The sequence below is a fragment of the Nostoc sp. DSM 114161 genome (genome assembly GCF_052692665.1).
Genome location: NZ_CP195141.1, coordinates 6,789,073 through 6,804,162, shown reverse-complemented (window position 1 = coordinate 6,804,162; position 15,090 = coordinate 6,789,073). Strand labels below are relative to the sequence as shown.

Annotated in this window: 11 protein-coding genes and 1 pseudogene; 8 read left to right on the top strand and 4 right to left on the bottom strand. The window is 43.6% G+C overall.

Features of this window, described 5'->3' with window-relative positions; genetic code table 11:
* Positions 1-375 precede the first annotated feature (375 nt).
* The 4 genes from gyrA (at position 376) to NSTC745_RS28565 (ending at position 6,174) form a co-directional block, all read left to right on the top strand.
* Positions 376-2,964, top strand: a complete 2,589-nt coding sequence (gyrA, locus tag NSTC745_RS28580; protein WP_445634009.1) for a DNA topoisomerase (ATP-hydrolyzing) subunit A — start codon at positions 376-378, stop codon at positions 2,962-2,964.
* Positions 2,945-4,630, top strand: a complete 1,686-nt coding sequence (gene lnt / locus NSTC745_RS28575) for an apolipoprotein N-acyltransferase (RefSeq protein ID WP_445634008.1) — start codon at positions 2,945-2,947, stop codon at positions 4,628-4,630. The genes gyrA and lnt overlap by 20 nt, the downstream gene beginning before the upstream one ends.
* 3 nt (positions 4,631-4,633) lie before the next feature.
* Entirely contained in the window at positions 4,634-5,494 is an 861-nt protein-coding gene (locus tag NSTC745_RS28570) for a DUF6671 family protein (protein ID WP_445634007.1), read from the top strand.
* A gap of 242 nt (positions 5,495-5,736) precedes the next feature.
* Positions 5,737-6,174, top strand: a complete 438-nt coding sequence (locus NSTC745_RS28565; RefSeq protein WP_445634006.1) for a hypothetical protein — start codon at positions 5,737-5,739, stop codon at positions 6,172-6,174.
* Between the two features lie 203 nt (positions 6,175-6,377).
* On the opposite strand, the gene NSTC745_RS28560 is transcribed toward NSTC745_RS28565, so the two are convergent.
* The 4 genes from NSTC745_RS28560 to dprA form a co-directional block, all read right to left on the bottom strand.
* Complete coding sequence (locus tag NSTC745_RS28560) at positions 6,378-7,382, bottom strand: transaldolase (protein WP_445634005.1); 1,005 nt, start codon at positions 7,380-7,382, stop codon at positions 6,378-6,380.
* 163 nt (positions 7,383-7,545) lie between these two features.
* Positions 7,546-8,976, bottom strand: a complete 1,431-nt coding sequence (gene pyk, locus NSTC745_RS28555; protein WP_445634004.1) for a pyruvate kinase — start codon at positions 8,974-8,976, stop codon at positions 7,546-7,548.
* Positions 8,977-9,332: 356 nt separating this feature from the next.
* Positions 9,333-10,376, bottom strand: a complete 1,044-nt coding sequence (gene gap / locus NSTC745_RS28550; RefSeq protein WP_445634003.1) for a type I glyceraldehyde-3-phosphate dehydrogenase — start codon at positions 10,374-10,376, stop codon at positions 9,333-9,335.
* Positions 10,377-10,651: 275 nt separating this feature from the next.
* Positions 10,652-11,794, bottom strand: a complete 1,143-nt coding sequence (dprA, locus tag NSTC745_RS28545; protein WP_445634002.1) for a DNA-processing protein DprA — start codon at positions 11,792-11,794, stop codon at positions 10,652-10,654.
* A 216-nt stretch (positions 11,795-12,010) separates the two neighbouring features.
* On the opposite strand from dprA, the gene NSTC745_RS28540 reads away from it, so the two are divergent.
* The 4 genes and pseudogenes from NSTC745_RS28540 to NSTC745_RS28525 all read left to right on the top strand — a co-directional run.
* On the top strand, positions 12,011-12,418 hold the full coding sequence (locus tag NSTC745_RS28540) for a nuclear transport factor 2 family protein (protein WP_445634001.1): 408 nt from the start codon (positions 12,011-12,013) through the stop codon (positions 12,416-12,418).
* Between the two features lie 262 nt (positions 12,419-12,680).
* Positions 12,681-13,817, top strand: a complete 1,137-nt coding sequence (locus tag NSTC745_RS28535; RefSeq protein WP_445634000.1) for an alpha/beta hydrolase — start codon at positions 12,681-12,683, stop codon at positions 13,815-13,817.
* 98 nt (positions 13,818-13,915) lie between these two features.
* Positions 13,916-14,794: an Rpn family recombination-promoting nuclease/putative transposase gene (locus NSTC745_RS28530; RefSeq protein WP_445633999.1), complete on the top strand. Its 879-nt coding sequence runs from the start codon at positions 13,916-13,918 to the stop codon at positions 14,792-14,794.
* A pseudogene (locus NSTC745_RS28525) lies at positions 14,790-15,071 on the top strand (DUF4351 domain-containing protein); the annotation flags it as partial. The gene NSTC745_RS28530 and the pseudogene NSTC745_RS28525, both read left to right, overlap by 5 nt.
* Positions 15,072-15,090: the final 19 nt, after the last annotated feature.

Here is a 15,090-nt window from a genome sequence, read left to right as displayed (position 1 = left end):
TTATACTAATTGGCAATTCAGAGGATATTTTCAATAATAAAGTCTAATTAATAACATTAGAAATTAAGTAATTTCTGTAAAGAATTCAACTGATTCAAATTAGTAACTTATTTGACACAAATATATTTAAATTCAGTTAATTTACTGAATTTCACTCTTGATCTATAGCCTTCTGTTTCAGGCATTTATTTTTAGTAAGTATACTTATTTACTATATTTTTGATTTGATACTTGAATGAGCTATTCGGGCAGGAATAGACAACACATGCTAGAATTATATCAGATTATGGCAATTATTCAAGAGCAATTTAGAATAATTTTGCGCTGTGTCGAGTAAAAAAGCTAAAATCTACGATTTTTGGAGATTTTTAGGTTATGACAACCTCACAGGAGAGGATTATCCCGACAGACTTGCGAAACGAAATGTCGCAGTCTTATCTGGAATACGCCATGAGCGTGATAGTGGGTCGGGCGCTGCCAGATGCGAGGGATGGTCTAAAACCTGTGCATCGTCGCATTCTCTACGCAATGCACGAGCTAGGTCTGCTGCACGATCGCCCGTTTAAGAAATGTGCCCGTGTGGTGGGGGAAGTGTTGGGTAAATATCACCCCCACGGTGACACGGCTGTGTATGATGCTTTGGTGCGGATGGCGCAGGATTTTTCCATGCGATCGCCTTTGGTAGACGGGCATGGTAACTTCGGTTCGGTGGACAACGATCCCCCAGCGGCAATGCGATATACAGAATGTCGCTTGCAAGCTTTAACTACTGCTGGCTTATTGCATGACATCGAATCAGAAACCGTAGACTTTGCGGATAACTTCGACGGTTCCCAGCAAGAACCGACAGTACTCCCAGCCCGGATTCCCCAATTGCTGCTCAACGGTTCCTCTGGGATTGCCGTGGGTATGGCAACGAACATTCCGCCGCATAATTTGGGCGAATTAATTGACGGCTTGGTGGCACTGATTCACAATCCAGAAATCACCGATCTGGAATTAATGCATTATGTCCACGGCCCCGACTTTCCCACAGGGGCCCAAATTTTGGGTACAGCTGCCATTCGAGAAGCTTACACCACCGGGCGCGGTTCGATTACCATGCGTGGCGTTGCGACAATTGAAACGGTGGAACAGCGGGGACGCCCAGATCGAGAAGCAATCATCATCACCGAATTGCCCTATCAAACCAACAAAGCGGCGCTAATTGAAAAAATCGCCGAAATGGTGAACGAAAAGCGGTTAGAGGGCATCGCAGATATCCGAGATGAAAGCGATCGCGACGGGATGCGGATTGTCATCGAACTCAAGCGCGATGCTTATCCCCGCGTCGTTTTGAATAATCTCTACAAGCAAACGCCACTGCAAGCTAACTTCGGCGCCAACATGCTGGCGTTGGTGAACAGCGAACCCCTAGTACTCACCCTCAAGCAGTTCTTAACCGTCTTCTTGGATTTCCGCATCGAATCCATTGCCAGACGCACTCGCTACGAACTGCGAAAAGCCGAGGAACGCGACCACATTTTACAAGGGTTATTGATTGCCCTGTCCCACTTAGATGCGATTATTAATTTGATTCGCCATGCGCCGGATGCACCCACAGCCAAAGGCGAGTTGATCGCGACTTACGGACTTTCGGAAGTGCAAGCCGATGCCATCTTGCAAATGCAATTACGGCGGTTGACTGCCTTAGAAGCAGACAAAATTCGTCTGGAACACGAAGAATTACAAGCCAAGATTGCCGACTTGCAAGATATTTTGGCACGACGGCAGAGGGTGTTGGAAATCATTGAAACCGAAGTTACCGAACTGAAAACTAAGTTTGCCACACCCCGGCGCACGGTAATTTTACCAGGGGAAGGCGAAATAGACGAACGCGACTTAATTGCCAACGAAAAAGCCGTAATTTTACTGACAGAGCAAGGCTACATTAAACGGATGCCCGTTAACACCTTTGAAGCCCAAAGCCGTGCCACCAGAGGCAAAGCGGCAGCCAAGGTGAAAGATGATGATACCGTCGAGCATTTCTTAACTTGCTGCGACCACGACAGCGTTTTATTTTTTAGCGAACGCGGCGTAGTTTACTGCCTGAAAGCCTATCAAATTCCCGTGGGTTCCCGCACCAGTCGCGGTACGCCCATCGTCCAAATGCTACCGATTCCCAAGGAAGAGAAAATTACCTCCATCGTCCCCGTTGACGAATTTAGCAACGAGGAATATTTGGTGATGCTCACCAAAGGCGGTAATATCAAGAAAACCGAATTGGCAGCTTTTAATAACATTCGCGCCAATGGCTTGATTGCTATTTCCTTAGAAGAAGGCGACCAACTCCGTTGGGTACGACGCGCCAGAGTAGAAGACAGCGTGATTATTGGTTCTCGTCATGGAATGGCGATTCACTTCCGGTGTAACCACGAACAACTACGTCCTTTAGGTAGGGCGACTCGTGGGGTGAAAGCCATGAAGTTGAAAAACAAAGACGAATTGGTGGGTATGGATATTCTGCCTGCGGCAATTCTTGAGACTTTGGATACCAGTACAGAAGCCGAAGTTGAAGAAATTGAAACCGAAGAAATCGAAATCAATGAAGAGTCAGCAGAAGTACCAGGCAATGGCAGTGTCGGCCCTTGGGTGTTGGTAATTACAATGGGAGGATATGGTAAGCGCGTCCCAGTCGCCCAATTCCGCCTGCAAAACCGTGCCGGACAGGGTTTAATGGCAACCAAATTCAAAAACCGCAAAACCAAAGACCAATTAGCAACGTTACGCATTGTGAACAACGATGATGACGAAATTATGATGGTCACCAATCGCGGTATTATCATTCGGCAAGCGGTAAATGCAATTTCCATACAATCGCGATCGGCAACTGGGGTAAGAGTGCAGCGTTTAGATGAAGACGACGCTATTACTGGAGTAGCAGTAGTTCCACCTGATAGTGGTGATGCAGAAGAAGCAGAGTAAAAAGCAGGGGGAGCAAAGGAAGCAGGGGAGGCAAGGGCATATAACCTCCTTACCTCCTTGGTTGATTGGCTTAGGCAGTGGCGTTTTGATGGGGGTGACCGTTGCCCCCGTCGGCGCATGGTTCCTGGCTTGGATTGCCCTAGCCCCCTTGTGGGTGTTAGTTGTTACTTCTTCTAAATCCAAAAACCAATCCCCCCCTGCTTCCCCTGCCTTCTTGTGGGGTATCGCTTATCACGGTATCGCCCTTTCGTGGATTATGGGAATTCATCCCATGACTTGGTTAGGCGTTCCTTGGTGGCCGAGTTTGGCGATCGCACTTTTTTGTTGGGGATTCATCAGTGTCTTGGGAGGGATACTGGTTAGTATTTGGGCGGCTGTGATGCTTCGCTTGGGGGAGCAGAAATCTTGGCTGCGCGTAGTAATTGGTACAGCGGTGTGGTGTGGGTTAGAGAGTCTGTGGAGTGCTGGGCCTCTGTGGTGGAGTTCTATTGCTTACACGCAAAGCCCGCATAATCTCGTAATTGTACACCTCGGACAGATATCTGGGCCTAATACTGTGACTGCGGCAATAGTCGCTGTGAATGGGTTGATTGCTGAAGGATGGACGAACCGCAGAGGCGCAGAGGGCACAGAGAAAATTCTCTCTGCGTCGCGCCAGTTGCTACCCTTCGGGAACGCTAAGAGCGAACAAGTCGGGGAACCCGCCCAACGCACTGGCTTCTCTGTGTCTGTGCGGTTCGTTAATAAATACTTAGCTACTAGCGTCGGGTTATTAATTAGCTTACACTTAATAGGTTTTATCTTATACAGCCGTCCCATCGCCCAACCACCAGAAGCAGCGTTGAAAGTCGGGATTGTTCAAGGTAATATTCCTAACCGACTTTTGCGGAGTTCCGAAGGGTTTCGTCGGGCTGAAGAAAACTACACTAATGGCTATATAGCTTTAGCAAATCAAGGTGTCGATGCAGTGCTTACCGCAGAGGGGGCTTTACCTGTTTTCCAGCGTAACTTGATGGCAACTGCTTTGGTAGCAGCAGTGAAGGAAAAAGGCGTAGTCGCTTGGATTGGCGCTTTTGGGGAAACAGGGCGCAGCTATACAATTAGCTTGTTTACTTTTAACAATCGAGGTGAAATTGTCAGCCGCTACGACAAAGCGAAATTAGTACCTTTGGGAGAATATATTCCCTTTGAAGAAATCTTAGGGCCAATAGTTCAACGGTTGTCGCCTTTGGATGCACACCAAGTTGCGGGTGCAGCAAAACAGGTATTTGACACTCCTTTTGGTAGAGCGATCGCTAGTATATGTTATGAATCTGCTTTTCCCGAACAATTTCGCTATCAAGCTGCGGCGGGTGGGGAATTTATTCTCAGTTCTTCTAACGATGCTCATTACAGTCCGTCTATGCCGTTCCAGCATCACGCACAGGATATCATGCGGGCGATCGAAACTGATAGATGGTCAGCACGAGCAACTAATACAGGATATTCAGCCTTTGTCGATCCTCACGGGAGGACTTTGTGGATATCTGGATATAATACTTACGAAACTCATGCCGAAACAATTTATCGGCGGCAAACAAAGACTTTATATGTGCGCTGGGGTGATTGGTTGACACCTTTGTTGTTAATATCCTCTGGAGGACTTTGGCTATTTCAAAAGAGGTAAAAAATGCAAACAAATTCATTATTTACTAATCGAGTAGCAGTATTGGCAACAATGCACGGCAAAGAAAAAGCGATCGCTCCAATTTTAGAAGCATTAGGAATTAAAGTTATCGTTCCTCAAGATTTTAATACCGATGCTTTTGGTACATTTACTAGAGATATTAAACGTCCAGGCAATCAAATTGAAGCTGCTATATTAAAAGCAAAAAAAGCATTAGAATTGACTGGCGAAACTTTAGCACTAGCTAGTGAAGGTAGTTTTTTACCTCACCCTAGCATACCTTTTATTTCTAGTAATAGAGAAATTGTAATTCTTTTAGATACAAAATATAATTTCCAAATTATTGGAGAAGAATTTTCTTTAGAAACTAATCATAATCATATTGTTGTAGAAAGCGTCGAGCAGGCATTTCAATTTGCTAAAAAGATAGGCTTTCCCGAACACGGTTTAGTCGTTATGTTTAGCGAATCTCCTCAAGATAGTAAGCAAATTATTAAAGGCATTACTACAGAAAATCAACTTGTAGAAGCTGTGAATTTTGTTATCAACAACTCACCGACAGGTAAAGCACATCTGGAAACAGATATGCGGGCAATGTATAACCCTACGCGTATGAATAACATCGCTAAGGCTACTCAAGATTTAATCAGAAAAATTAAAAGCTGTTGTCCAGAATGTTCTACGCCTGGTTTTGAAGTCATTGAAAGAATTCCCGGATTACCTTGTGCGATGTGCGATATGCCAACTGCTTTAACTCTGAATGTTATTTATCAATGTCAAAAATGTGGGTTTAGTCAAGAAAAATTATTTCCTAATGGCAGCGAATATGCCGATCCTGCACAATGTATGTACTGCAATCCTTAATTGGGAATTTACAGCAGATTACAGTTATTGTAGGGGCGCACAGCTGCCATCGGTGTCATATCAGGTTCGGTTAAACACTTTCTAAGTACATATTTTTATTAAATTGACAATCATTCATAAGAATTAAATTTTAATACAGAATTTCATACCAAATTGAGTTTAAAAAAAAGTGTATGAACGATAATTACTGATTTTAAAGTGTTTTAATAAAGTTATAAGCGAAAATTTAGAGAAGCAAAAACATGAAAGGTTTCAGGAAGCTATCCTCGATAGCACTATTGCTATTTGCCTTTGTGTATCCGCCCTCATTAGCACAAGCGAAAGATATTTCTCTAAGTAATGGTTTTAACGAACAAAGTGCGGCATCAGAGGCTAACCTAGTTGGAGATCGAAAAGGAGAGCTTTTAATTGCTCAACGGCGGTCAGGACGATATCGAATAATCCGACGCCAGCCTTTAGGGATAGGAAGATATCAAATAATCCGACGCGACCCTTACGGACGAACTCGAATAATTCAACGACGCCAGCCTGGACGATATCAAATAATCCGACGCGATCCTTACGGACGAACTCGAATAATTCGACGAGGCGACCGTTTCAGAAGAGATCAAAATATTCGACAGCAGCAATTGAGACAACGGGAGTTGAGGCGGCAACGATACTACAGGCAATGGTATTAATCTCAGACAAGTAAGTAATTAATTGGCGTTGCATATTTGCGGGATGATTTTGATAGTTTTGTCGGATGGGTGTCTTGCCCGTCCTTTTTATTTTCGGGCGGTTATGGATGCCCACCCTAAAAGAATCATACCTATTTTATGCAACGCCAATTAACTGATTAGTGGTTTTTGATTAACCACTAACCATTAGCTATTGTCAGATTTTAATGACTTGCTACTGGCTCTGTTTCCAGGCGAGCCAATCGGTCTGCCAAAAGTTTTTCCAGGTCTTCTAGTGCTTTGGTGAAACCTTTGATGCCCTCGTCTAGTTTATCAGTTGCCATGCGGTCAGCAGCGTGCATCTTGTCAAAGGTAGCTTTATCAATGGATAATTTTTCAATTTCCAAGTTTGCTACATTAGCAGGGTCGAGTTTGCGTGGCAGTTCTCCAATAGTTGCTTGTAATTCAGCCAAAAGCGATGGTGAAATTGTTAACAAATCACTACCTGCAAGCTCAGTAATTTCCCCAATATTACGGAAGCTAGCTCCCATAACTTCGGTTTTATAGCCGAATTTCTTGTAGTAGTTGTAGATTTTGGTGACTGACAAAACTCCTGGATCTTCGGCTGCTGGGTAGCTATCCCGTCCAGTATCTTTTTTGTACCAGTCGAGAATCCGACCGACGAAGGGAGAAATTAAGGTAACGCCGGCTTCTGCACAGGCGATCGCTTGGTGCAAACCAAACAACAAGGTAAGGTTACAATGAATACCTTCTTTTTCCAGAATTTCCGCAGCGCGAATGCCTTCCCAGGTGGTGGCAATTTTAATTAACACGCGATCGCGGCCAACTCCAGCAGCTTTATACTGAGCAATTAATTCCCGTGCTTTAGTAACGGTAGCTTCAGTATCATAGGACAAACGAGCATCCACTTCCGTAGACACGCGACCGGGGATAATTTGCAAAATCTTCAATCCAAAAGCCACCGCCAAACGGTCAAACGCCAGAGTAACTATCTGTGCTTGGGTAGCTCCGGCTCCAGCATCTTTTTTTGCTTGGAGTAAAGTCTGATCGACAATTTCTTGATATTCCGGCATCTGCGCCGCAGCAGTAATCAAGGAGGGATTTGTGGTAGCATCTTGGGGTTTAAACTTTTCGATTGCTTTGATATCCCCTGTATCTGCAACCACAACAGTCATTTCTCGCAATTGTTCTAGTAAACTTTTAGACATAAGATACTCCGTGATGTTTGTTTAGGATTTACTTAAATTCCAAGTTAGTGCTGAGTGCTGAGTTAGGAGTTAGGAGTTAGGAATTATTCTCCCCCTGCCTCCCCATCCCCCCATCCCCCCATCTCCCTACTCCCCTCCAGAGTCACAGCCTTATTCTAGAGGCTTATGCAGAAATTGGCTGTCCAATGGAATGCACTTTGATTAAGCTAGTTGTTCCTGATTTACCAATTGGGACACCAGAGGTAATCACCACCTGATCTCCTTTTTTCGCTAGACCTCTTTCTAAGACTTTGTTCACCACATTTGTAAACATTTCTTCAGCATGGTGGACTGGTGGAATCAATAAAGGTTCGACTCCCCAGGAAAGTGCTAGCTGACGGTAAGCGGTGGCGTCGGAGGTCAAGGCAATAATCGGAGAAGTTGGCCGATATTTAGACACCATTCTCGCCGTACTGCCTGAGGTTGTGTTACACAGAATTGCCTTTGAGCCGGTTTCGTAGGCAATGCGGCACACCGCCTCTGCCACCGATTCGGTAACGCTGAGACTACCTGGTTCGTGACACCAAGAACGTCTGCTGCCCTCATCTAAAGCCTGTTCTGTTCGCACAGCAATGTTGTGCATCATCTGGACAGCGGCGATAGGATATTCTCCCACAGCGGTTTCACCAGAAAGCATTACCGCATCTGTGCCATCCAAGATGGAGTTAGCTACATCCGTTGCCTCGGCGCGGGTGGGGTCGGGGGCGCTAATCATCGACTCCAGCATTTGCGTGGCTGTAATTACGGGCTTGCCAGCTTGATTGCAACGGCGGGTGATATCTTTTTGAATCAGAGGCACTTCATGAATCGGCACTTCCACACCTAAATCGCCGCGGGCAATCATGATGCCGTCGGCAACTTTCAGGATGGAGTCAAATTGCTCTACTGCTTCTGCTCTTTCGATTTTGGCAATTAAGCGAATGGAAGCGCCAGCAGCTTCAATCATCCTTTGGGCGGGTTCTAAATCTTGTGGCGATCGCACAAAAGACACTGCCACCCAGTCTACACCCAACTGAATCCCAAAACGCAAATCTAGCAAGTCTTTTTCGGTGATCGAACTCACAGGTAAAGGAGTTTGTGGTAGGTTAACTCCTTTGTGGGTGGAAATTAACCCGCCAATTTTCACCTGTGCGCGAATGCGATCGGCGTCGCGATCTGTAACAATCAGCTTGACGCGACCATCATTAATTAAAATTGGTTCGCCCGGTCGCACCATTGCAAACAAAGTCGGCAATGGTAAAGGCAATTCGTCAATACTTTCACCCTTCTCTTGCAAAACAAAGGTAACTTCACTCCCAGCTTCCACATTTAACCCTTCTGGTGGTAAGATACCCAAGCGGATCTTTGGCCCACACAGATCTTGCATAATAGCGATCGGTCTTTGCTGCTCAGCACTAATCTGCCTGAGATATTGCGCCGTTTGGGCATGGAATTCATAAGCCCCGTGGGAAAAATTCAAGCGTGCCACATTCATTCCAGCTTCTACTAAGGCTTGCAGCTTTTCAGGTGCAGATGTAGCAGGCCCAACAGTACAAATGATTTTGGTTCGACGCATAGGGATTAAGGGTTGAAGGAATAACCTGCGACGTGGATGCCTGAAACCAATTCAGAATTCCTAATTAACAGCTTTCAGATTTTATTTGGGTTTCCCGGTTTAAATCTTTAATCTGCTTTAGAGAATTGGCATTATGCAATGCCCAAGCTAACTTGCCTTAAACATCGCAAATGGCATCCAAATTCACACGTGCTTCATATCACTGGTTTGCTAAGTAAAGATACTAGATTGCGTTTTATTTTCGGGTATTTACCATTTAACCCAAATCCCAAAGGCCAAAAGGCAACAGGCAAAAGTCAAAAGTCAAGAGTCAAAAGCTAATGACCAATGACTAATGACTAATGACTAATAACAAATCAAACCACAGCAGGCGTCGGCGCGAGTTGTTCTTTTTGTGACATAGATAACATCAAGTCAACCACGCGATTCGAGTAGCCCCACTCGTTGTCATACCAGGCAACGACTTTGAAGAAGTTGGAGTTTAACTCAATACCAGCACCTGCGTCGAAGATGCTGGAATGGGTATCACCTTGAAAATCAGTGGAAACTACTTCTTCATCTGTGTAACCCAAAATACCTGCCAATGCACCGTTGGCAGCCTCTTTCATGGCAGCACAAATTTCTTTGTAACTGGTGGCTTTGGCAGTTTTGAAAGTTAAATCAACTACGGAGACATCAGGAGTTGGAACTCGGAATGCCATACCAGTTAACTTACCCTTCAATTCTGGTAAAACCAGTGCTACAGCTTTAGCTGCACCTGTGGAGGAGGGAATAATGTTTTGGGCTGCGCCTCGACCACCCCGCCAGTCTTTTTTGCTGGGGCCGTCTACCGTTGGCTGGGTAGCAGTCATAGCATGAACTGTGGTCATCAAGCCTTCAGTCAACCCAAAGTTATCATTGATAACTTTAGCAATGGGAGCTAGACAGTTTGTAGTACAGCTAGCATTGGAGACAATTAGATCCTTGCTGGGGTTAAACAAGTCATGATTAACACCCATTAATAAAGTAGGAACTGTATCTGGATCTTTGGTGGGAGCGGAAATAATTACTCGCTTTGCACCCGCTTTAAGGTGGTTTGCTGCCCCTTCATAGCCGGTGAATAGTCCCGTAGATTCCACGACATAATCAGCGCCTAGTTGTCCCCAAGGCAACTCCGCAGGATTCCTAACGGATACGCAAGGAATGAAGCGGCCATCAATGACGATACCATCCTCTTTGGCTTCAACCTTTCTCGTCAATCTACCGTGGGTTGAGTCGTACTTTAATAGGTAGGCGAGGTTATCTGGTGGTACTAGGTCGTTAATGCCGACAAACTCGATGTTGGGATTATCTAGTCCAGCACGAAGCACAAGTCGTCCAATTCGACCGAAGCCATTGATACCAACTTTCAATTTACTCAAGATTAAACCTCCCGTTGTGGAAAGTTGAACAAAAGGAGAAAGTTAAAAGTCAAAATAGATTGCCTTTTACTCTTTACTTATTAAGATCGTGACAGCCCCAGTCAGCGAAGGCATATTTACTTGGCATATTTTAAGAATTGGGGCATGGGAAGGGGACAAGGGGAAAGGGGAAAGGGGAAAGGGGAAAGGGGAAAGGGGAAAGGGTTATTGTAAATTGTCTCCTCATCTCCCCTGCTTCTTTCCATGACTAATGACTAATGACCAATGACCAATGACTAATTCTTTTGATACCTCATTCCCGGTAGTTGGGAGAGTAAACCCATAAGTTCCAACTGTAACAAAGCACTGGAGACTGAGCCAGCAGCCATGCCAGTTTGCTGGACTATTAAATCAAAGGGTAAAGTATCACAGGCGATGCCTTCGGCAACGTTAAGGACGAACGCATCCATTACCTGTTGCAATTCGGGTGATAAAGTTGGCAAGCTTAACTGTTGTACTGTTGACAATTGCTCAACTCTATCAATTTGTGGTATTGCTCCCAGCATTGTTAATAATTCGTCTAATTCTTTGAGAATCAAAGAAGCGCCTTGAGTTAGTAACTTCAAACAACCTTGGGATGGATAATCGTCCACTCTTCCTGGTAATGCATAGACATCTCTACCAAATTCATTGGCGTAGGTGGCTGTAATGAGGGCGCCAGATTTTAATGGGGCTTCCATAACCAAGATAGCGCGGCTCATGCCTGCAATAATGCGGTTGCGGCGGGGAAAGTGAGTGCGATCGGGCGGGGTTTTTGTGGGATACTCACTCACAACTAACCCAGCTGTCAAAATTTGCTTGTACAAATCCCGATTTTTTTGCGGATAAACAACGTCTACCCCAGTTCCTAAAACTGCGATGGTTCTTCCACCAGCTTTCATGGTAGCGGCGTGGCTTTCTGTGTCAATTCCCTCTGCCATTCCAGAAACCACTGTAAAGCCATTTTTAGCCAAAGCTGTGCTAATTTGACGAGTCCAACGAATGCCATATTCTGAAGGGCGGCGGGTTCCAACAATACCAACTAGCGGCTTTTGTCCGAGATTTTCCTGGAGTTCAACTTCACCGCGATAGTACAAAATCGGCGGGGGACTGGGAGTTTCCAGTAATAAGCGGGGATAATCTGCATCTGCTGGAGTCCAGAAATAAGGGTTTTCCTGTTGGTGTTTGGTGAATAGCTGTTCTGGATGTAGGCGCGATCGCTGTTGTACTATTTTTTCCAGCGTTTGAAAACCAAAACCCTCTACTTCTGCTAACTCTACCTTAGTAGCGTTCCAAGCGGTTGCCAGCGTACCAAAATGCTGTTGCAGCCGTCGCAGTAATACCGGCCCAATCCCCGAAATTTGCGACCACGCTACCCAATACGCACTTTCTTCTATCACTTTTCTATCCTCGCACCTATTGGTTTGAGTATTCCCAAAATCAAGTATTAGAGACTTCTAAGTAAAAAAATATTTTCTTGCTATTGTTGACCGTTGACTGTTGACAGTTAACAGTCTAAACTCCAGTCATATCCTAAGCACTATGTCCAGTTGGCTCTGCATCCAATATGGTTTCTATAATTTCAAGGAGAAATCAAATCTTTTTTATTAACAAATATGGCAAATGAACAACAAGATATCTTAACAATCGCTAAAAATTATCTGCAAGCAATAGAAGAGGGCAAAACAGGAGATGAACTCGCTATTTATTATTCTCAATCAGTAGAGCAAATAGAATACCCGAATCGCTTAATACCTAATGGAGCCAAAAGAAATATAGAAGATTTAAAAGAAGCGTCATTAAAAGGTAAAAACATACTAATCAGCCAAAAATTTGATATCCAAAAATTATATGTTGTAGGCAATACAGTAATTTTAGAAGCAATCTGGACAGCTAAAATTGCAGTTCCACTTGGAAAAATTCCATCTGGAGAACAGATAAAAGCTTATTTTGCTCAATTTATTGAATTTGAAAATGGCAAAATAGTCCGCCAAAGGACATATGATTGTTTTGAACCATTTTAAGATAGAATACCCTCTGTTACACAATTCATAACTACAGTTGATTTCTTGGTTAATGATTAATGCCGTTAGTTGTGGTTTCTTACACATATAGCAAATTGCTCTCGGAGTGACGTATAGATAATTGTAAGGACACAAAATGTTTTGCCCCTACTCGCGTACTTAATTTATGTGAAATAGGCTATATCGATCGCTTGGTCAGTCGAATTGTCGCTATTGAGTATTACTATTAAATATTAAGCCTTTCACTTATTAGCTTTTTGTGATGAAATCTTTTTATCGTCTTTTACTAAGCCTATCTGGTTACTCAATATTTCCACTACTGCATAGTATTTTCGCTGTGTCGCCTAGTTTGGCAGCCGAAAATGTTGTTGTTAGATACGGTTTATTTGAGCAAGGGATCCCTGTAGCAGATATACGCAATTATAGCGAGACGCAAAAGGTTTCTGCTAATTTGCAGACTATTTTAGGTCGTCTCAGTGCTGAAGAGAAACAGAAATTTCAAGATGCGCTGCAAGTGAAGATGTCGCTTGATATTGTGGCTTTAGATAAGTTGGTAAATACACCAACGGGCAAACAAATTTTATCTTTTGTTTCCCAAGCGATCGCTCGTCGGGATAAAGCCAATATCCAAGCGCTACGATCTGCTATTATCCTGGGAGCTAAATCATCAGAAGGTTTAGGACTTCTCACATTTTTAGAAGCCTATCCCAGTGAAGAACTAGTAATTGATGTGTCAAAAATTTCCCGATTAGTTGGTTTGGCAGATTCATCTTCTGGTTCTGCTGATGCACCGCCAAAGGACAATGTAACTTCTTCTCCTTTAGGGAAAATTGCACTCCAATATCAAACACTAGCCGCCCAAGATAAACAGTTTTCAGGTTGTTTATTCGGTGATTCGATTTCGGCAGGACTTGGCAATACTCTTGGCACTGGTACTTTTAATTTTGGGTTAAATGGCTTAAGTACAATTTCCTTACTAGAACAACTGAAAACTTTAATTCCTACTAACGTGAAATGTGAAAAAGCCATTATTGCTGTAGGCGGAAATGATGCTTTGTATGGAATTAGTGATGAGTTGTTTAGCAAGAATCTGCAAGAGGCGATCGCACTTGTTCGCACAATAGGAGCTAAAGAGGTTTTTCTGATTCCGGCTTTTTATTCAACGGTTGAGGCTAGCTCAGATCCAACTGTTGCAGCACCCAATTCTAGAGTAGAACAAATCAATGCTCTAATTAATCAAGTTGCCCAAACAGAAAAAATACCAGTTGCCGCAGCAGGAGTAGCACCATTGTATGAAAATAACGTTTTGAAAAAGGATTTTACCAGTGATGGCGACCATTTGAATGCAGAAGGACTAAAGATTTATCGACAAGCTTTGTTACAAATTATAGGGAAGTAATATTAAGAGCGATCGCAGTTGAATTATTTCAAGAATAATAACTGCGATCGCTTTTGGTTTTGTCTTCACCCATAAACATAAAAATTACTAATGTTTTCATGCGTCCAGACTCAATCTTTTACAAACTATTCCAACAATCACCAAGTTTACTATTTGAATTATTGACAAATCCTCCGATCAATGCAGAGCTTTATCGATTTGATTCAGTCGCCGTCAAAGAACCAAAATTTGAAATTGACGGGGTATTTTTACCACCAGAAAATGAAGGTGCTGGGGTTGTTTATTTTTGTGAAGTGCAGTTCCAAAAAGATGAACAACTTTATGAAAGGGTATTTGCAGAATCATCATTATATTTCTACCGCAACCGCGCCAGATTTAGTGATTGGCAAGCAGTAATTATTTACCCATCTCGCAGTATCGAACAAACCGATATTCATCCCCATCGGGGATTGCTTAACAGCGAGCAAATACATCGAGTGTATTTAGATGAATTGGGGAATATTCGCCAATTACCTATATGGATAGCGTTGATGGTGTTAACTACACTGGATGATGAACTTGCACCACAAGAAGCAAGATATTTGCTTGAACGTTCCTCTGTTGAACAGCCTGAAACTGCAAATAAGGCCATAATTGAGTTAGTGACTACAATAATGGTGTACAAATTTGAACGGTTAAGTCGAAAGGAGGTTGAATCGATGTTAGGAATAACACTCAAAGAAACGCGAGTTTACAGAGAAATCAAGGAAGAAGGACGAGAAGAAGGACGAGAAGAAGGACGAGAAGAGGGACGAGAAGAGGGACGAGAAGCGGAAGCGCGATCGCTTATTGTTCGTCAACTAACTAAACGCGTAGGAGAATTACCTCCACAAGTGCGCGAACGTATTCAAACTCTCTCTCTCGAACAATTAGAAAATTTGGGTGAAGCACTGTTAGATTTTACTAGTATGGCTGATTTACAGGCTTGGCTAGGTTGAATCGATGTTAGGAATAACACTCAAAGAAACGCGAGTTTACAGAGAAATCAAAGAAGAGGGACGAGAAGAAGGACGAGAAGAGGGACGAGAAGAGGGACGAGAAGCGGAAGCGCGATCGCTTATTGTTCGTCAACTAACTAAACGTGTAGGAGAACTACCTCAACAATTGCGCGAACGTATTGAAAGTCTCTCTCTAGAACAATTAGAAAATTTGGGTGAAGCACTGTTAGATTTTGCTAGTATGGCTGATTTACAAGCTTGGCTCTCAGCAGAATGAACGAAACAGTTTTATTTCT